This is a genomic window from Fructobacillus sp. ESL1117 (assembly GCF_058508565.1).
In genome coordinates, this window is the sequence record NZ_CP196385.1 from 622,037 (window position 1) to 647,065 (window position 25,029).

The window sequence follows — 25,029 nt, forward strand, 5'->3', positions numbered from 1 at the left end:
CAAAAAAAGAACACGCTTCCGTGTTCTTCTAACTTAGTCAACGACGATCTTTTAACCGCTGTTGCATCAAATATTGGTAACGAGAATACCAAACATCGACGTACCCTTGCGAAAATGGTCCTTTTTCGTTATTAATCCAGTCAACCAAAATTTTAACGTGTGCCTTTAAAATTTGATCAACCTCTTTAGGGTAATGCCATTGTTTACTATGGGCCGCATACTCATCCGCATCTAAGAGATGTTTTTCCCCATCTGGGAAAACCTTAACGTCCAAATCATAATCAATATACTTGAGCGCTTCTTTATCCAAAGTGTATGGTGAGGCTAAGTTACAGTAGTAAGATATCCCGTTATCGCGAATCATCGCGACGATGTTAAACCAGTACTTCTTATGGAAGTACAAGATAGCCGGTTCGCGAGTTACCCAGCGCCGACCATTATCTTCTGTCACCAAAGTATGGTCATTTAGACCAATAATGGCATTCTCACTGGTTTTCAACACCATCGTGTCACGCCAGGTTCGATGCAGCGAGCCGTCATGCTTATAGCTTTTGATCGTGATGACATCCCCTTCGCGCGGTCCGCGACTTGGCTTATCAACAATCATGCTCGTCCCACTTTTCTGACAAAAATTCCTTTTCAATTATACCATAATTTTAAAATCAGTTGGCTAATATGGTCAATTTTTTCTAAGAAGAGGATGCAAGTACCTTGTTATTCCTCTTCAAAATCAATTGTTTCCAGAGCCTGCTCAATTACCTCACCGCGATAACCCTTGGCATACAGACCCTGCTTCACCTTATAAAATCGGTCTCGAGCAGCAAGGCGCTGATGATGGCGAGCGAGCTTTTCTGCCTGCTTGTTGGCATTTTCTTGCTCATCGTCTACATCATTTGCAATATCTAAATCATTGATCACCTGATTAGCCAAATCATAGGCAAAACCTTTTTGCACCAAAGCTTGCGCAACTTTTTGTTGACGAACTACTGTCGAATCCCGTCGATGGGTCCGCGCTAATTTTTCTGCCATCTTTGTTGCAACTAAAACTTGGTCTTCTTCTGCAAAGTCTAAGATAGCGTTTTCGATAATGTCTTCTTGGACACCGGCCTGCTTCAAATCCTGCGCAATCCCCCTTGGTCCCTTAGGATTGAAGACTTGTTTCGTGGCGACATAATGCTTAGCATAAACCGTATCGTCTAATAGTCCCTGCTGGCCCAAGTGGCTGATGACTTGGTCGATGACACCAGCTTCGACCTTCTTTTGCCTCAGCCGATCTTTAACCTGGCGAACAGTCCGCAAGGCAGAACTCAAATAGTTCAACGCAATTTTGAGACCCTGGTCAACCTTTTCCGCTTTCTTTAGTTCGTCAACCATAGCATCATCAAGTTGACGGCCCTTCAAAAGACCAAACTTTGCCAAAACATTTTCGGACAGCCCAAAGGCAAACTGCCCATCTAATTCGATATTATAGCGGCCATTTCGCTTTTGTGTAGCAATTTTCGTGATTGTTTTCATAGGTCTATTTTACGAAGCTTTGCCTAAAAATACCAGTCATGCAAGACCAACAACGACAAGCAATTGCTGTTCAAATTAGACTCACAGCAAAGTTTTTCAACTGATTTTCATTAGAAAATATTCAAATTAATTAGAATCAATCTTATTTATAGCGTTTCAAGCAAAAGAGCGGTACAATGAAAAAAGTAAAATTAGGAAATGAGGAATTGCTACAATGCCAATTAATCCGAAAGTCGCCCAAGATGTCTGGAAAGACATCGGGCAAAGCGTCCAGTTTACCGTATTGAAATTTAAAGATTTGCCACAAAGCGACCTGCATGATGCCATCGTCGATTTTGCGGACCGCTCACAAGCCATCATCCGCTCCTTACGAATCCGCGATGGCCAAAACGACGGTTCCCCTTCAACGTTGAAGGTTGCCATCGGCTTCTCCAGTCACGCTTGGGAACTACTTTTCCCAAAGTCTGCCAAGCCAAAGGAACTTGAAACCTTCACCGGTATGAAGGGACCAAAATATAGCATGCCTGCCACCGAAGGTGACCTTTTCTTCCATATTCGTGCCAATAACCAAGCCATTGTCGTCGAAGCTCAAACCCAATTTATGAAGTTCTTGAAAGACTTTACTGAGGTTGTTGATTCGACCCAGGGTTTCCGCTATTTCGAAGGTCGTGCTATTATTGGTTTCATTGATGGAACCGAAGCACCGGCACCGGAAGATTCTGCCGACTATGCCCTGATTGGCGATGAAGACGCTGCTTTTGAAAATGGCTCATACGCCTTTGCGCAAAAATGGCGTCACAACATGGACTTCTGGAATAAAATGAAGACCGAGCAACAGGAAAAAGCTGTTGGGCGCGAAAAGTTTTCTGATTTGGAATTGGAAGACGACCAGAAGTACGAAAATGCCCATAACGTCACTTCTAAGTACGAACCAAATGGCGTTGAACAGAAAATCATTCGCATGAACGTCCCTTATTCTGACCCTGCTACCGGCAATACCGGCACCTATTTCATGGGCTACGCCCGTCATTGGGAAGTAACGAAGGGCATGTTGCAAAACATGGTTGATAAGTCCGACTTCCTATTGACCTTCTCAGAACTTTTGTCAGGTCAACTTTTCTTCATCCCATCCCGCGATACATTAGCACAAATTGCTGACGATGATTTTGATTAAAAAATTAAAATAAACTGTTCAACCCAGTTTGGCAAGCAAAAAACCACAAAAGATAATTCTTTTGTGGTTTTTTTGATTTTACGTCAGCAGCAATTTTAATACCAACAAAAAAGCAACTAAGGACCAATCTTTTATCGAAACTTAATTGCTAAAAGCCACTTAGCTGGCAATTTTAATTTGTGGAGTTTTAAATTCGACGAATTTTCTTGCAGCAGTTATTATCGATCACTCAACAAGCAGTGCAACACTTTCTTAATTCTTTTCTTTCTTGTTTACCAAGAAAGAAACTACTGTCACTAGACCGGAAACTATCATCAAGAATATACCCCCGAAGGATTGAGTCTGCTTTCCAGTTAATGGTAATGTTGGCAACTGGTCAGCATCATCAGCTGTCGTATTCGAACCGGAGTGATTAGTCACTGTTTTCTTTGCAGTTTGATGATTCTCTGGCAAGACCTCCATGTTCGAATTGTTGGCGGTTGAACCATTGGTGGTTGAACCGTTGGCGTTTGAACCGTTGGTATTTGAACCGTTGGTATTTGAACCGTTGGCGTTTGAACCGTTGGCGTTTGAACCGTTGGTGTTTGAACCAGAATGACTCGAATTTGGTGCGTCCTTGGTATAGGTCACCGTGTAAGCTAAGTTTTGCGCTGTCGCTGTTACTGTTCGACTAGCAATTTCACTCTGATCGGTGCTGTACCCCTGAATCATTGGACTCGATACTGCGGCAAAACTTTGGTCGGGTGACCATGTGCCATAGGTCTTCAAACCAGTTACTATATCAGTGGTAACTGGCCGCTTAAAGGTGACCGTTTGGGTCACTGATTTTGCAGCTTGACTGCCGTCTGCATACTGATAGTGAATTGTTTCTTGAACATCCCGATTATCGGTCGAATCTTGCAATTCATCCTGAGTATTACCAAAGATATAAGTATCAGCAGCGGCCGTACCCGAGTTAAAACGTTCCTGGTACTGGCTAGTTGTCAACTGTTGCCCTTTAGGCTGTGCAGCCGTTCCACCATCCCGAGCTGAAGCAGCAGTAATAAATTGAAAACCACTACCAATTTCAGCATTCGTATCAAAATGCTGTTGGGGTAAAACCACGGCGACTCGATCAAAGTCATTCCCCATTGAAGTAAACATATTTACCATACTAGTAACATTATCTGTATCAAAGTTAGCAATGTTTAAATCCGTTAACCCAGTTGTTTTTCCAAACATGCTTTCCATGTTCGTCACATTTTTAGTAATAAAGTTTGATAAGTCGAGGGATTTCAATGTCACATCATTATAGAACATCCTCTCCATTGTCGTTACATTTTCTGTGTTAAAGCTACTGATATTTAGTGACTCTAGGGAAGAATCATATAGGAACATATTCGACATATCATTGACCTTGCTGGTATCAAAATTAGATAAATCTAAGGAAGTCAGCTTTGATACGCCATAAAACATGCCGGCCATGTTCGTAACATTTCGAGTATCCAAACTCATTAAATTTAATGATGTGAGGGCACTATCTCCAGAAAACATACCAGCCATGTTCGTAACGTTTTGAGTATCAAGATTTTCAAGTTGATCAATACTCTCTAAGTGTGATCCAGTCCCCTCAAGGGTCGAGAAGAGATAACTAGAATCAGCTACTGCAGCGACTTTTTGAGCGAAAACAATATGTTCCACTTCCACTGGAATATTGTGTCCATAAAAAAGCGAACCACCTGCCAAAGTCCCTGCGCCATCAAAAGTCAACGTCTTCGTTGACGCATCGTAAGACCAGTGGGCAGAACCATCATAGCCACTGACACTCACATCAGCAGCACTTACCTGCTGTGTTCCAAATGATAAAAAGGAATGTTCATTTTGTAAAGCAATATTTACACCGAACAACGTAAATGAAAGTAGAGATAAAACAACCCAATTTTTCTTAACTTTATGCAAAACTTTGCGCTCATTTTTTTCATCTAAATTATTTAACATTCGTTTCATAAATTGCTCCCTTCGTTAATTATCGTAATACTTTCGAAATGAAAATACCATATAAAATATCTTAAAAAATATTTATAATTAAATTATTTCAATAAAAAATCGGTATATTTAAATATACCGATTTTATTCAAGTAACATAAATCAACAATTGCAATAAAAAAACTGCTGCCAGTCTAAAAAATATCGGCATAGCAATTTTCAAACATTCTGGGAAACTATCAAAACTTAACGCTGGGAGCTTTACCACCTATCACCAGCAATGTTGTTACCCTGCTTGTTCCTTTTTTTAAAACTCTAACAGAAACTGTTCAAATAAAAAGAGTGGATCAACCGTTTCGGACTTCATCTTAATTTCCATCTGCAAAATATTTAAGAATCCGGCTCGAACCTGCCCCAACCGATAATGACTTAATGATTGCCGTGCCAACTTTACCCGATAAGGATGCACTTTCAAAGTGGCTCCTAACGACTGGTCGCTTCCGGTTGAACCAGCAACCTGTAATAACAGACGAAATTGGCCAAGCAGAAGGGCATTTAACCGTAACGGTGCTTCACCATTTTTGATGAGGTCATGGTACAGATGCAGGGCTTCGGCTTTTTTCTGTTTCAAAACCAAATCGGCCAAGTCAAAAGCCTGCGCCGTTGACTCCTTCGAAACTAGTCCTGTTACCCCTGTTAAATCAATCGTCTTTGTTTGACTAGCGTAAGCCAAGAGTTTGGGCAATTCAGCCAAGACTTGCGAGTAAGAGGCCTGAGTCCTTAACAGTAACTCTGCCTCAGCCTCTTGGTTGATTTCAACTCGTCGCTGGCCTAAGAACTGGTGCAGAGCCTGGCGGGTTTGGCGTTCATCCAATGCTGGCAAATCAAGCAGCTCAGCTCGACTCAAAACGAACTTGGTCACCTTTTTGCGTTTGTCTAAAGAGGCCTCATTGGCAAACAAAACCAAGAGGTTTCCAGGCACTGGTTGGGCCAGTGCTTCTTGCAAAGCCTTTTCTTGATTGGCCGTCAATTTCGATCCAGCCGTTAAAAAGGACGGATTTTCAACCAAAACTAAGCGGTGATCGCCGAAAAAAGGAGCACTTAAATAATCATCAAGAATTGGGTCCAGGCCCACTTCAGCGAAATCATAAGTCGATTGGTTCATTTCTTGCTCGGCCGGATCAATAATCGAAGCAAATAATCGGTGGGCTTTTTGAATTAACGCGGGCTCGTTACCGGTCACCAAGTACAGGTTTGGCAATGCCCCCTGATCAATTTGTTGTTTTACTGTTTGTAAGGTCATTGGTGCTTTTTACCTGGAAATGTCCTTTTTCGTGATTTTCATATACATATCTTAGCATACCTTGACGCCTGGTATCATAGACAATCATTTTTTGTCTAGCAGCAATTTCTAGAACCTCCTGATTTGGATGGCCATAACGGTTCTTTCGACCAGCAGAAATCAGGCCATAGGTCGGCTGCCACTCAGCAATCACAGTTGGATTTGTCGCTGTCTTTGATCCGTGATGACCAAACTTAACCACATCCGGACGAAAATCTGGATACCTAGCCAAGATCCTTTTCTCCCCAGCCTGATCCAAGTCACCAGCAGTAAATAAGACCAGCGGACCAATCCGACCACCCAGGGCAATGGAATCTTCATTTTCCCCACTTCCCTGTCGAAACGGGTGCAAAATCCGCAATGGCAAGTTAGCTGGCTGTACCTGATCAGTCACTGAAATAACCTTGGTTCGTCCCAAATAAGGCTGAACCTTTTTCAAAAAAGCTGGCTGCTCCGTCATCCCGGCTGGTAATAAAACTTGGTCAACTTGAAACATCGTCAAAATCACTCGAGCATCGCCAAGGTGGTCCTGATCCTGGTGAGACAACGATAACGTATTGATGCGGCTAATCCCACGTGCATGCAAGTATGGTACGATCACTGACCGTGCCTGCCCCTCCTGATTTTTCGGCCAACTCTGGTTTCGATGGAGTCTGTTTTCAACCGTTTCCTGGCTAGAAAAGCCTGATTTTTGAAATGAGACCTTGCCACCTGTATCGATTAAAGTCACCGATTGATTATATGGTTCTTTCAGCAGGGCCGCATCCCCCTGGCCGATATCAAAGGTTGTAAACTCGCCAGTTTTTGAAAAGTGTACTAGAAAAAATCCAGTTAAAAAAGCAAACAGCCAAGTAGCAACCACCCACCGACGACCAACTTTCTCGGCCCCCAATAAAAACCATGGAGCCAACCCCAAAGTCAGTAAAATTGGCCAAGGCAGTGCGCCGATAACAATTTTTCCTGGAAGATTGCCCATCCAGTAGACGGTTTGGTCAAATATTGTCACCGGCCAATTGGCTATGTCAGCCAGACCCGGTATCACCTGGCCGAAAAAAGCAAACAACACAACGGGTAGAATCACTAGCGAAAAAACTGGGATAGCAATCAAATTAGCAAGACTTTGCCAAATATTCCAAGTATACTGCTGGGCCACGATGAGGGGAAAGGACAAAACTGATAAAAAAAGTCCCTTTTGCCAAGCCGACCAATTTTCAGGTAAAACTGCTAAGGCCAAAGTTAAGAAAAATGACAGCTGCCCCCCCAGAGTCAATAAAATCTGGGGATGAACAAACAACGTCAATAATAACGACCATGACCAGATTTGAATCGAGGTAAACCGGTAGTTAAATGCTTGCGCAAAAATCCTGCTTTCACCAGTAATAACTGCACGAACAAGAATTGGCGGACAGGCCGTCAGCCAATAGAAGGCAATCAAACAAAGAGCCATTATGGCCAAAGTAATCTCCTGATAAAGGCCGGCCAAACGCCCCAGCCAACGAATGACAGCCATTAAAAAAGCGACATGGAAGCCTGATAGTGAAAAGAGATGAATCAAGCCTAATTCCTGAATTTTAGGGTTATCATCATACAAAGTCTGATCCTTTGAACCGAGTAAGAGTGCCAAGGCATAGTTACTTACTGGGTTAGGCAGTGCCTTAGCACGATCTGACAAAATTGCGTGCCAATAGTGAAATTGAGCATTCAGTCGGTCAAACCAGCTAGCTGTAAGATTTAACCGTAAGTCTACTTCTTGAAAGCGAACTTGATGAGTGATTCTCTTTGTTTTAGCGAAATCTTTAAAATCAAATTGATAAAAATTAGTCGCCGGCATAATTGGCGTAAAATCTCCCCGACCATGTAACAGAGTCGGGCAAGCCATCGACCGAAATCGTTTTAAATCTTCCGGGTTATGTGCCTGGTAGTAATAATAGACACGATCACCAGAACTTTTTAAGCGGCCAATGCCAGCAACACGCCCCTCAGAATTAGTAGTTTGTTCGTCTGGATAGGCTAGTATCGCAAATGACTGTCCTTTTTTATCGGGAAGATTAGCCTGACGATCTAATGTTTTTTGATCGATCAAAAAATACAATAAAAAAGCCAATGACAAGACAAACACGATCAACAAGTCCCTGCCACGCACTGTGAAAAGAGCAAGCAAAGTAAACAATAATGCCAAGCAGATGGTCAACAAATTCGACCGGTAAACCAATAATGACAAAGCGCCCACCAGCCAAGCAGCTTTCAACGTTGCCTGCAGCGTCATTAAACTGTTACCTGATTTTTCAATTGCTCAAAGCGTTTAGGACCAATGCCACCGACTTCTTTCAAATCCTCAACCGACTGAAAACGGTGTTTTTCTTCACGAAAAGCCACAATCTGCTCCGCCTTCTTGGGACCAATGCCAGCCAAAGTCTCTAACTCCTTGGCACTAGCGGTGTTTAAATTCACGAGTGTTCCCCCACTATTTCCTGAAGAACCTGCCGTTACGCCTGCTCGAACACCGCTAGCATTAGCAACTCCATTAGAGCCGTTGCCTCCTAGCTGACTGGGCCCTTCTTCGCCAACTTGTTCAATATAAAGCGCCTGGCCATCGACCAATAATTGGGCTAAATTAATACGATTACGGTCGGCTTGATCCGTTAAGCCACCAGCCTGTTGGATAGCGTCTTGGAGACGACTCCCCGTTGGCAAGTCGACCACTCCCTGGTGATTAACCGCACCCTTGAGATCAACCATCACGCGACCATTAGCATTGATTTTTCCCTTTTCATTCTTATTCACTATCTTTTCTTGTTTTTCATTGACCGCAGAGGATAGCCTGGGAACGGAGCTATCTTGCTTGACTTCCCGCTCGGCCCCCAAGAAGTTCAATCGAAAAAAGACAACAATCACTGCCAATAAACCCAAACCAGCCACAATCAAATAGCGCCAGTAATCAATCAAACTTTCCATCATCCAAGTCAATAATTTTTTGTACGTCATCTGCTCGACCTCCTGGCCAATTAGACGAGGCGCAAACAAAAAGCCAACCCACTTTTTAGTACGAATAGCCAATTTTTTTGGATACGTACCAACGAGCTGTTGGCTGTTGATTATTGAAAATGTTTTTGTAAGGCGGTTACCACCACCGCTGGAACGAAAGCATCAAGCTTATCAGCACCAAATTTGGCAATTTCTTTCACCATCGATGATGAGACATTCTGATTTTCCGGTTTTGCCAAGAGCAAGACTGTCTCAACACTAGCCAAGACAGAATTGACTTCCGCAATATCACGTTCGTACTCAAAATCCTTGGCATTCCGGAGACCACGGACTAAGTATCTCGCACCAATTTCGCTCATATAGTCAACAGTCAAGCCGTCGACTTGGCCAACCTGAACGTTTGGTAAATCGGCTACGGCCTCTTCCACCAACTCCAAGCGTTCAGCCGGTGTGAACAACCCTTTTTTATTCGTATTAATTCCCACAGCCACAACAACTTCATCAAAAATTTCAGAAGCGCGTTGAATAATATCCAAGTGGCCGTTGGTCAACGGGTCAAAAGACCCTGGAAAGACTGCTTTTTTCATTTTCCCACTCACTTTTTTTCTTGAGGTTCGTACCGATAAAGGCTCACTCGAGTAATCCCATAATCCTTTTGCTTCAATAAATTTAAGTTAGGACCTGTCTTTGGTAAATCAGCAACTTGGTCGGATTCAATCATGATAATGGCCCCGGTTGCAAGCAACCCACCATCTTCCATTGCCGTCAAATCAGCCTTTAGCTTTTCCTGAGCATACGGTGGATCCAGTAGAATCAAATCAAAAGACCTTCCTTGACCGGCTAAACGACTTAAAGCAGCAGTGGCTGGGACCTTCAAGACCGTAAAGGCCTCTCCAGCATGGGTTTTATCAATATTTTTCTCGATGACTTCGATGGCCGCTCGCTGGCGGTCTACTAAGACTGCATGGTCCATCCCCCGTGAAACTGCTTCGATACCTAGACCACCCGTCCCAGCATACAAGTCCAGCACCTGGCCACCATTGATATAAGGCATCAACATCGAAAAAATAGCTTCCTTAATTTTATCCGTTGTTGGCCGTGTTTCCCGTCCCTTGACGGCATCCAAGCGCAGACCACCAAACCTTCCTGCAATCACACGCATTAGGACTTTCCTCCCTTTTTAGCCGTTTCTTGATTCTGGTGCACAGTTTGGCCATCCTGCTGTTCATGACCCTGGCGACCGTTTTTTTTCCCTTGCTGATTTTGGGCTTGGCCAGCTGTCGCTTTTTTAGTTTCCCGGTCTTTTCCCTGATTGTTTGCCTTCGCTTTTTTTGCGTCAGGTTGATCCTTTCCAGTATCTTCTTGGGTCTGATCGTAAGCTTCAAAGAAAACATCATCATGGACATCACCCAAATCAGGATCAATATCGGGCCGCGGTGAAACTTTGACTGTCTTAACAAACCGATACTGGTTCAGCTTATCAATCGTTTTTTCAACATCAACTTCATCCAGATAAAGTTCAACATAGCCCATTCTCTTAGAAATGTAGCTAATATCACCGAATTTTTTTAATTGTTCAATATGCTTCAAACCGCGTAAAAAAACATACACGGCTCGGCGTTCTTTCATGGTAAACATCTTAACGTTTTAATTCCCTTCGTGCCGCATAATCTTGCGGATTTGGTTGGATTAGTTCCTTGTCCTTGGCCGAGACGTTCAAGGCAATGCCAATAGCTGCCGAGAAAAAGACAAAGGATGAACCACCACCTGAGATAAAGGGGAAAACAACCCCAGTAATGGGCAATAATCCCAAGACGCCGCCCAAGTTAACAAAGGACTGCATTAATAAGAGACTGGCAAGCCCATACAAGAAGAGACGATTATACTGCCCCTTTTGCTTGATTCCTAAATAGACTAAACGACCGATTAACATTAATACCATCAACAAAACTAGACAGATGGCCAAGGCTCCCAATTCTTCTGCTGCAACAGCCATAATAAAATCAGTGTTAGATTCTGGCAGGTAAGGCTTCAGCAATGAATTTCCTAGTCCGACACCAAACAAACCACCATGCGAAATTGCGTAGTAAGAGTACAATAGTTGCCGACTCTGGTCAACGTTATGCCAAGGATTGACAAAGTTTGTCAAACGTCTGATGGCATAAGAAGACGAATTTCCTAGATGGAAAAAGCCGATAATATCCGGCAAAAAGACCAAGACAATAAAGAATAGAAGTAACCAAATGGCGCAAGCCCGAGAGGACATTCCCGCTGCCATCATCATCATTAACAAGACGGCTAAAGTAATAAATAGGTTGCCCAAATCGGGCATTAAAAGGTTCATCGACAACATTACGGCTGGTAAAAAGAGCTTTTGTAACATACCAGGAGCGGTCCATTGACGAATCTGACGCCTGAGGCCTGCTCGTGGCAACCAGGGCTTTTTATCGAACCAATGGGCAAAATACAAAATCAGCACAATCTTTGATAGCTCAACTGGTTGCAAGGTCACCGGTCCCAGGTTAATCCACCCATGAGCCCCGTTAATGGCCGGTGCTAAACGTGCGACAATCAGTAAACCGGTGGTTCCAACCATTAAAAAATTGAGCACGCTTTGTGATCGCAAAATAGAGCGATTCAATCGGAAAGTAACAAAGGCAATTGACCAACCCACAATCACAAATATCGCCTGCTTTGAAAAAGACATAATGGGTGATAAATAAGCATTTTGGGTCGCCGAAAAGACCATCACAATCCCGATGGCCGATAGCACGGCATAAGGCACCGCAATCCAGTAATCCAAACGTTCTAGCTTTTTAAACATTACCGCTCCAAAATATCTTGATAAACACTTTCATCTAAGGACTTTGCAATCGCTACCACTAAGGCCTGAGCCGCTTCAAAGTCAGGGATTGACCAAACCGTTTCATGAGTATGAATGTAACGAGATGCTACACCCAAAGCAACAGCAGGAAGACCGAAGCCTTGACCTTGGACGCCACCAGCATCAGTGCCACCCTTTGAAACAAAGTATTGGTAAGGAATATGATTATCCTCTGCTGTTTGTAAAATAAATTCCTTTAAGCGAGGCGACGTAACAACTGTCGGATCAAAAACGCGAATCAGCGTTCCCTGATCCATGACTCCTTGACGACCAACCGTACCATCAACGTCATTTGCTGCCGAAGAATCCACTGCAAAGAAAACATCTGGCTTCAACTGATTAACAGCAGGCTTAGATCCGCGAAGACCAACTTCTTCTTGAACATTTGCCCCGGCAATCAAAGTATTTGGCGTTTCCACTCCTTGCAATTCTTCTAGAGCAGATAAAATTGTTACCATACCAAAGCGGTTATCATAGGCCTTGGAAACCGCCCGGTTAGGATTAGCAAGACGGGCTGTCTTGGTGGCTGGCACAATAAAGTCTCCTGGACGAACGCCAAAAGTCTGGGCCTGGTCAGCAGATTCAAAACCAGCGTCAAAAAGAATATCATCAATCGTCAATTGTCCTTGACCACCCGCCTGACCACGCAACAAGTGTGGCGAAACAGAAGATGATACCACTGGATATTGGCCATCTTTGGTAAAGAGTGTAAAGCGGTGAGCAGAAACAGTCATGGGGTTCCAACCACCCAAGGCAACCACTTGCAAAGCCCCGGTTGGTAGAATGCCAGAGACCATAAAGCCAACTTCATCCATGTGAGCAGCAAACATCACACGGGGACCATTGGACTGTTGGTTTTTCACACCAAAAACACCACCAAGCTTGTTTTGGTAAACCTCGTCAACTAAAGGCGTTAAGTCCTGTTTGAATGCTTGACGAACCTGATTTTCCTGACCAGATGTTCCCTGCAATTCCGTATATTTGACGAGTTGCTCCCAAGTATGTTGATCCATAACGCCCTCCTCAAGGTTTTTAATATAAAAGTTACTTTATTATAGCTTAGTTGAGGGGGACTGGCAAAGTTTCAGCTTCGTTGAAAAAGCTGAAGTCTCCTTGGCAGATAACTTTTGAAAAGACAATCAAAAATCCCCGATAAGGACTTTATCGAGGATTGATAGTTATAATAAGCAAAATGATCAACGCTTCTGTTTTTTCAAAATCAACGTCAGGCTGGTCAAAAACACAGCAATGGCAGCCAAAATGAAAGCCTGAAAGTGACTAGCTACAAAGCGAGCAGTCTTTGGTAAGGCAACCTTGGCAACCGGTTGTGCCGCAATTTCCGCTGGTGCAAAAGCAGGTACAGCTGTGCTGGCTTGCGATCTTCTTGGTTGGCTGGTAGCTGCTGGTTGTGACTTTTTGTCTACTGGCGTAGAGACTGTTGTGCCAGTTTCTGGAGTTAAATTTGGCGTACTTGGTTTTGACGGCGTGCTTGGTCCAAGAGAAGCATTCCCACCACCATCAATCTTTTCAACCATCACAGTCTTAGATTGTGTTGACAAGTTATCACCAGTCAAATTAACGGTATTTCCGTACGAACTAGCCTGGGCACCTGATTTCAAACGGGTCTCGTAAGTCAATACATAGGTTTGATTAATATCTCCAAAATCAATATGGAACTTAGAATCAGAATCCAACGTTAATCTAGACAAATCAACCGGCAACGCCCCACCATCAGATGAGTCAACCGTCGAACCAAAACTATCTGGCACAAAGGTTGAATGACCATCCAACTGGTCAACAACTACCGCATTTTGAATGTTTTGCTTACGATAGTTAATTCGAACCTTCCAATGCAACAGTGTTGGATCCTTCAAATCAAACCAGCCAAATTTTGATAGAACTTCGGTTTTGTCAGGAGCACTCCCCTGATTGATGTAAATATCGGTGCTAGCACCGGGAACAACGCTGTGGTCCAGTTGCCAATTAATGGTGTTTTTCGTATTCAAGGAAACTTTAGACAAATCCCAGTTAGAATTAATTTCGAAATAGCCAGATAAGGCACGACTAACATTGGCAGCAGCACCATCGCTGGTGAAATGGACCGTAATTTCTCGGGTATTCTTATCCAGATGAGCATTGGCAATCACGCCACCATTTTGCTCATGAATTTGAAAATCAAGCGAATTTGGTATCTGAAAAACGTCAGGAACCACCACTGTAATGGGTTGATCGGTCGCAATGCCAGCCCCCTTAGGAATGTCGAAATTCCATCGAACCGTTAAATCATCGTAAGGATCAAAATTATCTGTTTGATGATTACTGGTTTTATAAACAGAAGCACTGGTAATGTAGGCCGAAGAAACATCTCCAGCAGAAACTTTTGTCATTGCCGGCCCAACACCGATTCCGAGCATTAACAAGAAACTAGCAAAAAAGACCAGTAAAGACCCATTTTTAAAATCAATCGTTTTCATAACTATCCTCACTTAAGTCATCTCATGATTTTTTGTCATATAAGCAACAATAATTACCAATATTTTAACATTTAATTCTTAAATATGACACTTTTAATCCAAATAAGTTTCTTTTTAAAACTAAAAATTAAGTCTAGCTATTGCTTCCTAGGGCCTATTATTACTATTTTAAGCCATCACATCAGTATCTAGGGTATAGTATCAATATTTTTATCCCAAAATGAACTTTTTAACTAATGATTTTTTTATTTCAAATGCTACACAATAACGTTATAATAGTCATATAAGCAATAAAAAGGAGAAAATTATGTCGAGTCATTCATTACGCTACTTTATGGGGATTGATGGCCTTGTAGCCATTATCTTTGGTCTTTTAGTTGTCGTTCTACCCACCGATACGGCAACCGTTGCTGCGGCTATCATTGGTGTCATGATGGTTGCTTCCGGTTTATTTAAAATTGTTCATGCTATCAAAAACACCGCACTAACTGGTTGGAACAAGATTGGTGCTAGTCTGCTGGGATTTATTTATATTTTGGCTGGTTTAATTATCTTTATTAATATGCACGTTGCATCAGTTTCTGTCTTTATGGTTGTTGGTCTAATGGTAGGAATTGCCTGGTTGTTTGAGGGTGTTATCCAACTTTCGGTCGTTAGCCGCCTCGTTGATCACCAATCTTGGCTAAGCTTTTCAGCTGTCTTGCATCTTATTGCCGGTGTCTTGTTGATGGCTAGCCCTCTCTTTGGTGGGGCCTTATTGTGGATATGGTTAGGGGTTAGCCTCATCGTTCTTGGGGTCTACCGGCTTTTGATGTTTTTCCGTTTTTAAATTCTTTACTACATCACAATATTCGATCAAATTAGCATCGATTCCGTAAAAAAAAAAGAAACTCCCAGAGATAGGCGATTTACTCCTTTTTCTGAGATTGAAATGACGATTATTAAAATTTAAAATTATAAACGGCGAACAATTAATTTTAACTTCATTTAATGTTCGTTTTTATTGAGGAATTTTGTTCATTTCACTCAGACAAAGCAAACATTTCTTGCTAAAATATTCAGGTAGGAAAAATATTATAAGGAGTCACTTATGTCCTTTCTCTCGTCATATTTCCAGTTTGAAAAACTGGACACTTCTTTCAGAAAAGAAGTGGTCGCCGGCTTGACTACTTTTGTAGCCATGTCATACATCCTGTTCTTGAATCCAACCGTCCTTGGTGATGCTGGTATGAACAAGGGGGCCGTCTTTACGGCCACTGCCTTAGCCTCTGGAATTGCGACAATTTTTATGGGTCTGGTGGCCCGTTACCCAATCGCAATTGCCCCAGGTTTGGGTGTCAATGCTTTCTTCGCTTATTCCGTTGTTATTGGTATGGGCGTCAAGTGGCAAACTGCAATGGCTGGTATCCTAGTTGCTGCCGTTATCTTTTTGCTCTTAACCATGTTTAAGATTCGTGAAAAAATCATCGATGCCATCCCTTCGGATTTGAAAATTGCTATCGCTGCTGGAATCGGTCTCTTTATCGCCTTCATTGGTTTGCACAATGCTGGTTTGATTGTAGCCAACAAGGATACGATGGTTGCAATGGGCTCATTGACCAACGCCAACACGCTCCTAGCTATTTTTGGAATCGTCTTGACCTTAGTTTTGCTGGCCGTTAACACACCAGCTGCCATCTTCGTTGGGATGATTGGTACAACAATTGTTGGCTTCATCTTCGGTTTGATTAAGATGCCAAGTTCAATCATTGGTTCTGTTCCTTCCTTAAAGCCAACTTTTGGAGAATCAATCAACTACCTCGGTCACATCAATACCTTCCAAATGTGGGTTGTCGTCTTGACCTTCTTGATTGTGACCTTCTTCGATACGGCTGGAACGTTGATCGGCTTGGCCGAACAAGCTGGCTTCATGGAAAACAACAAGATGCCACGTGCCGGTAAGGCTTTGATGGCCGATGCCGTTGGAATGACCGCCGGTGCAGTTTTGGGAACTTCACCAACTTCAGCTTACGTTGAATCATCATCAGGAATTGCCGTTGGTGGCCGTTCTGGTTTGACTTCGGTTGTAACTGGTTTGCTCTTCTTCGCTGCCCTGATTTTCTCACCATTGTTGTCAGTGGTAACGGATGCCGTGACTGCCCCTGCTTTGGTAATCGTTGGAATCATGATGGCCAAGAACTTACAAAAGATTAAGTGGGATGATTTGGCTGTTGCCGCACCGGCCTTCTTGGTTGTTGTTGGTATGCCATTAACTTATTCAATTTCAGATGGTATTGCCCTTGGCTTTATCGTTTACCCAATCACGATGGTTGCTACAAAGCGTGCAAAGGAAGTTAACTGGTTGATGTACCTCTTAGCCGTTATTTTCGTCTTATTCTTGTACTCAACTCATAGCTAAATCGGCTTGATGCTGACGACAAAAAAAGCGTTGGAATTAATCTTCCAACGCTTTTTCTTTGCTTTTATCAATCTTATCCCTGGGCCTTTGCCCGCAAATCCTTGGCATTCGCCAGGGCGGCATCGGTTACCTGATTACCAGAAAGCATCATCGCAATCGCTTGATCACGTTGATTTTCCGGCAGATCTTTAACCTGTGTCACCGTCCGATCGTTCAGATTAAACTTCTCAATCAAGAAGTGGTGGGTAGCCGCTGCGGCCACTTGGGGTAAATGGGTGATGGCCATGACCTGAGTCTTCTCGGCAATTGTTTGCATCTTCTTAGCAATGGCGGAACCAACTCGACCAGAAACACCAGTATCAATTTCGTCAAAGACAACCGTTGGTAGGCCATGTTGGGCAATGAAAATCGTTTTTAAAGCCAACATCAGCCGTGAAGCCTCACCACCGGAAGCTGCCTTTTCTAGTGGCTTCGTTCCTTCCCCCTGGTTGGTTTGAACAAAAAAGGCAACCCTGTCTGCTCCGCTAGGCAAAAAGCCTGTAACGGGGGTGAATTGAACTTCAAAATAGGCTTGTTCCATCAGTAAGTCTGCCAACTCACGGTTAACTGCTTTCTCCAACTTCTTAGCCACCTTTTGTCGGCTGTTGGTCAGTGCTTGAGCAGCGGCAACAATTTTCTTCTTGATCGCTTCCTTTTCCTTTGTCAATGATTCCAAATCAAAAGAGCCACCATCTAAATCGGCTAGTTCGCGATCAACCTTTTGCTGGAAGGCTAAAATTTCATCGACAGAGTCGCCATACTTCCGCTTTAGGTTATGAATAACCTGCAAACGATCATCGATTTCCACCAAAGCCCCCTCGTCAAAGGTCAAATCAGAAACTGCCTCGTCTAAATCACGACCAGCATCCTGCGCAGCATAGTAGGCCTCGGACAACGATTGAGCCAAGTTTTCAAAGTCTTGGTCATAGGAGGCAGCCTGGGTCATTGCTTGATGAGCGGCAGCCAAAAGGTCAATCGCACCACCATCCAAACCTGGATTCAAGGCCTGCTGTGCCTGGTCTAGGGCATCCGCAATCTTTTTATGGTTTGCGAGCTTACTCCGATCGGCCAAGAGCCGATCTTCTTCTCCCGGTTGTAGGTTGGCTTCTTTCAGCTCTTCTTGCTGAAAAGACAGCAGGTCCAACCGCTGGTTAATATCCTGCCTTCGATTTTTTAGTTGATCAATCTGGCGGGTCAGATCACGATAACGGTCAAAAAGCCCTTGATATTCGTCTTTAGACCGGCTTAAATCAGTTTCGGCAAACTGGTCCAACAGGTCTAAATGGTGGTCCTGATTTAACAGCAGTGAGGTATCATGCTGGCCCTGGATTTCAACCAACTGAGCCCCAAATTCAGACAGCACCTTGAGAGGCACAATCACCCCGTTAATCCGCACAATTGACCGCCCCTTATGGTTAAACTCGCGGTAAATGACAACTTGGTCGTCACTTAGTTCAATCCCAGCAGCACTCAATTGTTCTCGTAAGCCAGCAGCTCGGTCGCCTACAAGGGAAAAAACGGCCTGTAAGACGGCCTTGTCGGCCCCCTTACGAATCATTTCCGTACTGGCCCGGCCACCGGTGACCATGGCCAAAGCATCAATAATAATTGATTTTCCGGCACCTGTCTCACCCGTTAAAACGGTTAATTGGTCGTCAAATGACAAGTCAACTTGGTCAATAATCGCAAAATTTTGTATGGTTAATTGTTCAAGCATCCTGCATCCTTTCTACCAGTCAGTTTCAGTTGCCAGCCTGGTCTAACTGGCCATGGGCAGCAGCAACTACTTCATCAATCGCAACACTTGAATCAATTTGAGCCTCATCAGACCGCTTGAGCCAAGCCAAAAATTCAATATTTCCCTGCCCACCTTTTATTGGTGAGTAGGTTAAACCAGCAACGGTAAAGCCATTTTCCACCATCATTGGCAAAGTTGCAGCCAAGACCTGACGGTGAACAACGGGATCCTTGATGATGCCGTGCTTCCCAACTGCTTCTCGACCCGCTTCAAATTGAGGTTTAATCAAGGCTGCCACTTCTCCACCCTGGGCAATAATGTCCTTCAAGGTCGGTAATATCAGCGACAAAGAAATAAAGGAAACATCGATAGTTGCCCGCGTAGGTTGGCCCTCCAAAAAGTCAACCAACTTAGCATAGCGAAAATTAGTATTTTCCATGACCGTCACACGGTCATCAATTCGCAGCTTCCAAGCCAACTGGTTGGTCCCAACATCCAAGGCATACACATGAGCAGCACCGTTTTGCAGCGACACATCCGTAAAACCACCCGTGGAAGAACCGATGTCTAAAACAATTTGGTCGGCCATGGCCAGGCCAAAAGTCTCGATTGCCTTTACTAATTTATAGCCACCACGCGAAACAAAGGGCAATGGTTCACCCTTAAAGTGTAATTCAGTTGTAACCGGGATCTTTTCACCCGCCTTATCCAGCCGTTGCTCATTTTCGCCAAGAATTTGCCCGGCCATAATGGCTCGCTTTGCCTGTTCTCGAGAGGTAAAGAGTCCCTGTTGGACGAGTAAGACATCCACACGTTCTTTTGCTACTGCCACGATTTACGCTCCAATTTTAGCCAAAAGGCTCGTTAATAATTCTGAATCAAAGTTTTCATTTTCCTGAGTTAAATCAGAAAGAGCCTGCTTAGCCCGCTTTGTTAACTGGACCACCAATTCATGCGCCTGGTCTCGCCCAACTAAGTGAACCAAGGAGACAACGCCTTCTTCTTGATCTTGATCATAATCAGCCAAATCATCTTGAATTTGGAAAAGTAGGCCAAATGCGCCAGCAAAATCAGCCAAATGGTTCAAATCTTTTGCAGCAAGGTTGACATAATGGCCACCAATCAAAGCAGCCGCTTGGAGGAGATCAGCCGTCTTTTTTTGGTAGACTTGATCCAAAACAGCTGCTAAGGCGACCTGGTCCTCATTGATATCATGATTTTGCATATCTAAGACCTGACCCAAAACCATCCCGTTAGCACCAGCTTTTTCAGCTAACGTTGCCACCATGGCGACCTTTTGCTCGGCATTCACGCCCGTCAGAGCGGTCAAGAGAGCAAAGGCTCCCGTCTGCAACGCATCCCCCACCAAAACGGCGCTGGCTGGGCCATAAAGGGCATGAACAGCTAGTTGTCCGCGACGGTAGGCATCGTTATCCATTTCCGGCAAATCATCGTGGACCAAGGAATAAGCATGAACCCACTCAAGGGCCGTGGCAGCCTGAATGGCATCCACCGTGATTTCTTGGCCAAAGGAATCAATCACGGCCAAGGCTAACAATGGTCGCAAGCGTTTTCCGGGTGTTAAGAGTGCATAGGTCAGCATCTGTTTCCAGTCACTGGAGGACTTTTTTGGTCCTTGCTGATCAACCTCAGCTTTTAAAGCCGCATTAACCTGTGGCTGATATTTTTTTGAAAAATTGTTAAATTTAGTCATGGTTGGTTAGTTCCAAATCAGTCAAATTGCCATCATCATCCATAACCTTAGCCAAAGTTTTTTCAGCATCCTGCAGGGTTTTCTGCAGGTCCTTGGCCAAGGAAACGCCCGTCTGAAAGTCCGTTAAAGCGGTTTCCAAGGGACGGTCGCCCTTTTCCAAAGCCGATACGATAACTTCGAGTTGTTTTAACTTATCTTCAAATGATACTTTTTCAGCCATTTTATTCTCCTGTAATTTGAGCGGGCACTTCACCATCCGCAAAAGTTAAGTGGACCTGGTCCCCAACTTGTAAATCAGCTTTTTGCTTGATAACCTGATCTTTTGGTCCCTTCACAATCGTGTAACCCGCCGCTAAGATTTTCAGTGGTGACACCAAGTCCAACTTCGTGCTGGCTAGGGAAAGAGCCTCCTGGTAAGGTCGTAACAATTGCTTTTGCTCTTTGACTAGGCCATTTTTTGCCTGTTGAAAGCGGTATTGTTTTTGTTCGAGCTGACGATTAAAGCCACGACCAAGGCGACTCGTTAATTGGTCAACTTCCTGCTGGTAGGCGGCGTATAATCGGTCTGGTTGTTGCATAATTGGGCGATTGACAATTTGGTCTAAGACCTGCTGACGTTGGGTAATGGTTTGCCGTCCAGCAACCACCAAGCGTGTCTTCAACTCAAACAAGCGATCAAGGATGTTTTGCCGCGTCACCGGTGTTGCGAGTTCTGCTGCTGCCGTTGGTGTTGCTGCCCGGCGGTCAGCAACCAAGTCGACCAGCGTATTATCCGTTTCATGACCAACCGAAGCAATCACGGGTGTTTTTAATGCCGCCACCTTACGTACCAGAGCTTCATCATTAAAGGCCCAGAGGTCCTCAATTGACCCACCACCTCGTCCAATAATGACCGTGTCGAAGTCAAGGTCGTCAATTCGATTCAGCTGATTCAGTAACGATGGCACCGCCCCTTCACCCTGGACAACCGCCGGTAACAAGATTACCTGGGCATCCGGCAAGCGCCGTTCAACCGTCTTAGCAACGTCTTCAACCACAGCTCCCGTGGGTGAAGTAATCACGGCAATCTTTTTGGGTAGTAATGGCAAGGCCTGCTTTTCTTGGGCAAACAGTCCTTCTTGACTCAATTTTTCCTTCAACTGATTGAGGGCTAAGAAAAGGTCACCAATACCATCAGGCGTCATTTGGTCTAAAATAATCGAGTAAGAACCAGATGGTTCATAAATCTGCACTCGACCAATTGCCAGAACCTTCATCCCCTCCTTGGGCTCAAACTTCAATCTTGACGCATAGGAAAACATCGTTGCTCGAATGACTGATTTACCATCTGGATCCTTCAAAGAAAAATACAGGTGGCGCCCCTTTCGATTGCCTAGGTTTGAAATTTCTCCCGTTAAATAAACCTTGGCCAAGTATGGATCACGGTTAAATTTTGCTTTCAAATAGCCGGTTAACGCACCAACTGTCAGGTACTGTGACGAATCTGCCATTAAGGCCTCCTAGAACGCATTCTTAGTTCATATTATACCAGAGAAATCATTCAATAAAAAAACAGCTAACCGAAGTTAGCTGCTTAGTTTGGCATGCCAGATTCGCTCTGACGGGCGACTTGAACAAAGTTCAAGTAAGTCTACGTCACCACAGTCAAAGACTGTTAGTCATGGTGAGATAATGGCATTCCACAATACCATTATCACCTACGCCAAATCCGTGGCTGGTAATTTAATACAGTAGGCCGCGTGTGCGTTCTAAAAACGCATTCGACTCATCGCATACTTTCATTATGCCAGAGTCCTCGGCAAAAAGCAAGCATCCCCAACCAAACCAGTGCTTTACAGGCAAACTGGCAAACCGTATAATAGGCACATGATTATCATTGAACAGATTAAAACAAAAGAACTGGTCCAAATGGGCCCGGCAAAAGACCGTGACTGGGAAGACTTAGCCGTCCCCGACATGGACCAAAGTCCAAAGGACCTGGTCAAGGAAGTCATTGAGGCTTACGACCTCGGTGAACTAATTTCCCAAGCCCATACAGCCAATCCAAAGATTCTAAAGGCCACCGTAGAAAAGCACCATGCTTCCTACCACTTGTCTGCTAAAATCAGATTGGAGTAAAAAAACAGCTTGTAACATCTGTACTTCGCTAGAAAGCAGGTGTTATAAGCTGTTTTTATTTATTTTTTACTAACACCCTTTGCATCAGCTTCGTCTGCTTTAGTAGGTTCTTCAACAGCCTCCTGCTCGGCTTGTTGCTGATTTTCCATGATAACCTGCAGCTGGTCATCGAACCAGGCAGCTGCCTTGGCAAAGACGCCATCACTGTCATCTAGCAGGGCTGCTAATGAAGACAATTTAGCAATCTTTAACCGTGACTTGGAGACGTTTGGGTTATCAACGATTGTATAAACCTGCAGGTCGTAGTCCTGATCGGTATAAACCAATTTCTTCTCCTGGTTGGCATAACGCAATGGCAAGTTAATCACGTTGACTTCCAAAGAAAAAGTTGTGCCCCCCTCCTCAATGCCACCGTCAATATCTGCCTTTGCCATCGCCAAATTTTCTTTTTGGGCTAGAGGCAAAAAAGCTGAAAAAAGGGCATCTAAATCAATGCTCTGGCCATCCTTGACTGCTAAGGTTTCTTGAACATAATTTTGCTCTTCAATTTGATCGATAATGGCTTGGCCATTGATTGACATAGTCTGTCACTCCCCTTATTTCTAATAAAAAAAGTATAGCATAATCCGCTATACTCATTAAACACTTTTATCAAAATCAGACGAGTGGCAAGCGCCGTTGCAAAGTGTACTCGATTGATGGGAAAACATAAACTAAGTCGTTCAACTGTTCCTTAGTCATCTTCATTTGAATGTAAGGCACAATCGTATTAATGGTATTGTCAGCGTTATTCGACTTTTCCGCTGCGCCAACCAAAGCCTTGCTGTTCTGATCAAAAATCAGTGAAAGCTTCGCCCCCTGCTCATTTTCTACCTGACGATACCAGTCACCATCATAAGAGGCTTCCACAACCTCATAACGATCAGGTTCTGCCAAGGCCTGGTCAAGGTGAACCCCAACCTGGGCAATTCTTGGTGAGGTGAAGACAACTTCTGAAATTGCTGGATAAGCAATTGGTCCGTCGTTGTCTCCCTTAAAACGAGCAGTCAAATATCGGGATTCAAAAGCTGCGGTTGGCGTTAACTTTGGTATCTGCTTGTCAACAGCATCACCGGCTGCATAAATATTTTCAACCGACGTTTGCAAGTATTCATTTACCACAATCCCACGCTGGTTGGCTTCGACCCCGATTGCCTCCAAGTTCAACTGATCATGGTTTGGCACGCGGCCGGTTGCATCCAAGACATAGTCAGTTGTCAATTGGAACTCATGGTCGCCGGTCAAGGTAATTTGACCAGCCGCACTCTTTTCAGCGCTCTTGATGTTCATATCGGGAATAAAGCGAACACCACGGGCCTTCAAATCAGCCTGGACTTCGGCCACATACTTGGCCGGGAACTGACGCAATAAACGGTTTGACCGGGTAATCACATCAACCTGAGCCCCCACAGCGTTAGCAATCGTCGCAAATTCAATGGCCACGAAGCCACCACCCAAAATAGTTACATGCTTGGGCATATGTGGCAAGGAAAGAAAGTCAGTCGAATTTTCAAAAAGTTCATGGCCTGGGACATCCAAGACGTGGGGACGTAACCCAGTAGCAATGACAATCTTATCGGCCGTGTAGGTTGTGCCATCAACAGCAACCGTATGTGAATCAACAAACTCGGCATGGCCGGTGATTGTCGTGATGCCAACGTTATCCAACCGTTCCTTGCCGTGGGCATCCTGTGGCACAATCAATTCGTGCTTGTGGGCCATCAAATCTTCCCAGTTAACAGTTGGGACACCATCAATGCCCCGACCCTGAAGGTCTTTGACTCGGTTAATTAATTCCAAAGGCTTATCCAAGATAATCTTGGCATTGCAACCCTTATTCGAACACACACCCCCGTATTGGCTTTCTTCAATCACGGCCACCTTAGCGCCAGACTTAGCCAGTGGGACCGCGCCGTTCCAGCTTGCCTGTCCGCTGCCAATGTATAGTACTGAAAAATCCATTGCGTTCCATCCTTTCATTTCACTCGATTATCGAGACTTGATTTCGCTTTCAACCAAGTACTTATGATTTATGACCATCTTACCACCATTGGTTGGCTGATAGCTAACTACATAAGCAGGACCATTAACCACCTTTGTGATGGTTGCTTTAGCCCCCTTCATTGCGGCCATATGAGTACTTGTTAACGTGACCATATCACCTACTTGGTGATCCATCATGTCAGAAAAGTCTTCCTTGGTTAACCACTTGTGACCGCTGACCTTTTTGTCGCCATTAGTTGGCTGGTAATCGACCTCATAGAGTTTGACAGCATAGGCGGCCACGACAGTTCCCTTAGCGCCCTTCATTCCCGTCATATGGTCAGCCTCTAAAGTAATCTTTGAGCCAACCGGGTACTTCGGTTGATTAGCATTTGGTAAATCAGTTGGTAAACTTTCATCCATGTCCATGCCAGACATCGAAGACGACATGACCATCGCTGATGATGAGGACATCTGCATCTGACTACTAGACATGGTCATCTTTTGGGTATGGCGCTTATCCTTTTTTCCCATTCCCAAAACCAGCACCACACCCAAGATAAAGACTAGTCCCAGGGCCAATAACCAACCAATTGTTTTCTTCTGCATTTTCTGCTCCTTCTTCGACTTTCATATTGGTATAGTTTAAATAACAACGTTT

At 44.1% G+C, this 25,029-nt stretch carries 24 protein-coding genes; 4 read left to right on the forward strand and 20 right to left on the reverse strand.

All coding sequences use genetic code 11. The features are described from left to right. Window positions 1–37: 37 nt before the first annotated feature. Both ntdP and ACSYSH_RS02610 read right to left on the reverse strand, forming a co-directional pair. Complete coding sequence (gene ntdP, locus ACSYSH_RS02605; RefSeq protein WP_047975116.1) at window positions 38–607, reverse strand: nucleoside tri-diphosphate phosphatase; 570 nt, start codon at window positions 605–607, stop codon at window positions 38–40. Between the two features lie 107 nt (window positions 608–714). After that, entirely contained in the window at window positions 715–1,515 is an 801-nt protein-coding gene (locus tag ACSYSH_RS02610) for a RecX family transcriptional regulator (RefSeq protein ID WP_491702438.1), read from the reverse strand. Between the two features lie 214 nt (window positions 1,516–1,729). On the opposite strand from ACSYSH_RS02610, the gene ACSYSH_RS02615 reads away from it, so the two are divergent. Beyond that, entirely contained in the window at window positions 1,730–2,689 is a 960-nt protein-coding gene (locus ACSYSH_RS02615) for a Dyp-type peroxidase (RefSeq protein WP_489815844.1), read from the forward strand. 252 nt (window positions 2,690–2,941) lie between these two features. Here ACSYSH_RS02615 and ACSYSH_RS02620 read toward each other — a convergent pair whose 3' ends face one another. The 10 genes from ACSYSH_RS02620 to ACSYSH_RS02665 all read right to left on the reverse strand — a co-directional run bounded on the left by ACSYSH_RS02620 (window position 2,942) and on the right by ACSYSH_RS02665 (window position 14,339). Then, the gene (locus ACSYSH_RS02620) at window positions 2,942–4,675 is read right to left on the reverse strand and encodes a BspA family leucine-rich repeat surface protein (protein WP_491702437.1); all 1,734 of its coding nucleotides are present in this window, start codon (window positions 4,673–4,675) and stop codon (window positions 2,942–2,944) included. Between the two features lie 286 nt (window positions 4,676–4,961). Beyond that, window positions 4,962–5,957 carry a DNA polymerase III subunit delta gene (gene holA, locus ACSYSH_RS02625; protein WP_491702436.1) on the reverse strand — a complete coding sequence of 332 codons (996 nt, stop codon included), beginning with the start codon at window positions 5,955–5,957 and terminating at the stop codon, window positions 4,962–4,964. Continuing rightward, window positions 5,926–8,262, reverse strand: coding sequence for a DNA internalization-related competence protein ComEC/Rec2 (locus ACSYSH_RS02630; protein ID WP_491702435.1), 2,337 nt, complete (start codon window positions 8,260–8,262; stop codon window positions 5,926–5,928). The genes holA and ACSYSH_RS02630 overlap by 32 nt, the downstream gene beginning before the upstream one ends. Next, window positions 8,262–8,981, reverse strand: coding sequence for a helix-hairpin-helix domain-containing protein (locus ACSYSH_RS02635; protein ID WP_491702434.1), 720 nt, complete (start codon window positions 8,979–8,981; stop codon window positions 8,262–8,264). The genes ACSYSH_RS02630 and ACSYSH_RS02635 overlap by 1 nt, the downstream gene beginning before the upstream one ends. A 110-nt stretch (window positions 8,982–9,091) precedes the next feature. Then, a complete protein-coding gene (gene coaD / locus ACSYSH_RS02640) occupies window positions 9,092–9,568 on the reverse strand; it encodes a pantetheine-phosphate adenylyltransferase (RefSeq protein ID WP_489815849.1) in 477 nt (158 codons plus the stop codon). 8 nt (window positions 9,569–9,576) lie between these two features. Next, window positions 9,577–10,143, reverse strand: a complete 567-nt coding sequence (gene rsmD / locus ACSYSH_RS02645; protein ID WP_489815850.1) for a 16S rRNA (guanine(966)-N(2))-methyltransferase RsmD — start codon at window positions 10,141–10,143, stop codon at window positions 9,577–9,579. Continuing rightward, window positions 10,143–10,610, reverse strand: coding sequence for a YlbG family protein (locus ACSYSH_RS02650; RefSeq protein WP_489815851.1), 468 nt, complete (start codon window positions 10,608–10,610; stop codon window positions 10,143–10,145). The genes rsmD and ACSYSH_RS02650 overlap by 1 nt, the downstream gene beginning before the upstream one ends. Before the next feature lie 10 nt (window positions 10,611–10,620). Next, on the reverse strand, window positions 10,621–11,805 hold the full coding sequence (locus ACSYSH_RS02655) for an FtsW/RodA/SpoVE family cell cycle protein (protein WP_489815852.1): 1,185 nt from the start codon (window positions 11,803–11,805) through the stop codon (window positions 10,621–10,623). Beyond that, window positions 11,805–12,878, reverse strand: a complete 1,074-nt coding sequence (gene pepA / locus ACSYSH_RS02660) for a glutamyl aminopeptidase (protein WP_491702433.1) — start codon at window positions 12,876–12,878, stop codon at window positions 11,805–11,807. The genes ACSYSH_RS02655 and pepA overlap by 1 nt, the downstream gene beginning before the upstream one ends. A 183-nt stretch (window positions 12,879–13,061) precedes the next feature. Further along, window positions 13,062–14,339, reverse strand: a complete 1,278-nt coding sequence (locus tag ACSYSH_RS02665; RefSeq protein ID WP_491702432.1) for a collagen binding domain-containing protein — start codon at window positions 14,337–14,339, stop codon at window positions 13,062–13,064. 307 nt (window positions 14,340–14,646) lie between these two features. Here ACSYSH_RS02665 and ACSYSH_RS02670 point away from each other — a divergent pair, with 307 nt between their 5' ends. Continuing rightward, on the forward strand, window positions 14,647–15,168 hold the full coding sequence (locus tag ACSYSH_RS02670) for an HdeD family acid-resistance protein (protein WP_489815855.1): 522 nt from the start codon (window positions 14,647–14,649) through the stop codon (window positions 15,166–15,168). A 261-nt stretch (window positions 15,169–15,429) separates the two neighbouring features. Further along, on the forward strand, window positions 15,430–16,737 hold the full coding sequence (locus ACSYSH_RS02675) for an NCS2 family permease (protein ID WP_491702431.1): 1,308 nt from the start codon (window positions 15,430–15,432) through the stop codon (window positions 16,735–16,737). Window positions 16,738–16,810: 73 nt separating this feature from the next. Here the strand turns inward: ACSYSH_RS02675 and recN are convergent, their stop codons facing one another. Genes recN through xseA form a run of 5 tightly spaced genes read right to left on the reverse strand, consistent with a single transcriptional unit; the run spans window position 16,811 to window position 21,718 of the window. Beyond that, the gene (gene recN, locus ACSYSH_RS02680) at window positions 16,811–18,493 is read right to left on the reverse strand and encodes a DNA repair protein RecN (RefSeq protein WP_489815857.1); all 1,683 of its coding nucleotides are present in this window, start codon (window positions 18,491–18,493) and stop codon (window positions 16,811–16,813) included. A gap of 25 nt (window positions 18,494–18,518) precedes the next feature. Continuing rightward, a complete protein-coding gene (locus ACSYSH_RS02685; protein ID WP_491702631.1) occupies window positions 18,519–19,349 on the reverse strand; it encodes a TlyA family RNA methyltransferase in 831 nt (276 codons plus the stop codon). After that, the gene (locus ACSYSH_RS02690) at window positions 19,350–20,228 is read right to left on the reverse strand and encodes a polyprenyl synthetase family protein (protein ID WP_489815858.1); all 879 of its coding nucleotides are present in this window, start codon (window positions 20,226–20,228) and stop codon (window positions 19,350–19,352) included. Further along, window positions 20,221–20,448 (reverse strand): exodeoxyribonuclease VII small subunit, encoded by a 228-nt coding sequence (locus tag ACSYSH_RS02695; protein WP_252773678.1) that lies wholly within the window; start codon window positions 20,446–20,448, stop codon window positions 20,221–20,223. The genes ACSYSH_RS02690 and ACSYSH_RS02695 overlap by 8 nt, the downstream gene beginning before the upstream one ends. A 1-nt stretch (window position 20,449) precedes the next feature. Then, window positions 20,450–21,718: an exodeoxyribonuclease VII large subunit gene (xseA, locus tag ACSYSH_RS02700; RefSeq protein ID WP_491702430.1), complete on the reverse strand. Its 1,269-nt coding sequence runs from the start codon at window positions 21,716–21,718 to the stop codon at window positions 20,450–20,452. Window positions 21,719–22,094: 376 nt separating this feature from the next. On the opposite strand from xseA, the gene ACSYSH_RS02705 reads away from it, so the two are divergent. Beyond that, window positions 22,095–22,346: a hypothetical protein gene (locus tag ACSYSH_RS02705; RefSeq protein WP_252773676.1), complete on the forward strand. Its 252-nt coding sequence runs from the start codon at window positions 22,095–22,097 to the stop codon at window positions 22,344–22,346. Between the two features lie 59 nt (window positions 22,347–22,405). Here the strand turns inward: ACSYSH_RS02705 and ACSYSH_RS02710 are convergent, their stop codons facing one another. From ACSYSH_RS02710 to ACSYSH_RS02720, 3 genes are all read right to left on the reverse strand, one after another. Then, a complete protein-coding gene (locus ACSYSH_RS02710) occupies window positions 22,406–22,927 on the reverse strand; it encodes a hypothetical protein (RefSeq protein WP_491702429.1) in 522 nt (173 codons plus the stop codon). Between the two features lie 76 nt (window positions 22,928–23,003). Continuing rightward, window positions 23,004–24,347, reverse strand: coding sequence for a dihydrolipoyl dehydrogenase family protein (locus tag ACSYSH_RS02715; protein WP_489815861.1), 1,344 nt, complete (start codon window positions 24,345–24,347; stop codon window positions 23,004–23,006). A gap of 27 nt (window positions 24,348–24,374) precedes the next feature. Next, window positions 24,375–24,977 (reverse strand): YdhK family protein, encoded by a 603-nt coding sequence (locus tag ACSYSH_RS02720; protein WP_491702428.1) that lies wholly within the window; start codon window positions 24,975–24,977, stop codon window positions 24,375–24,377. Window positions 24,978–25,029 lie beyond the last annotated feature (52 nt).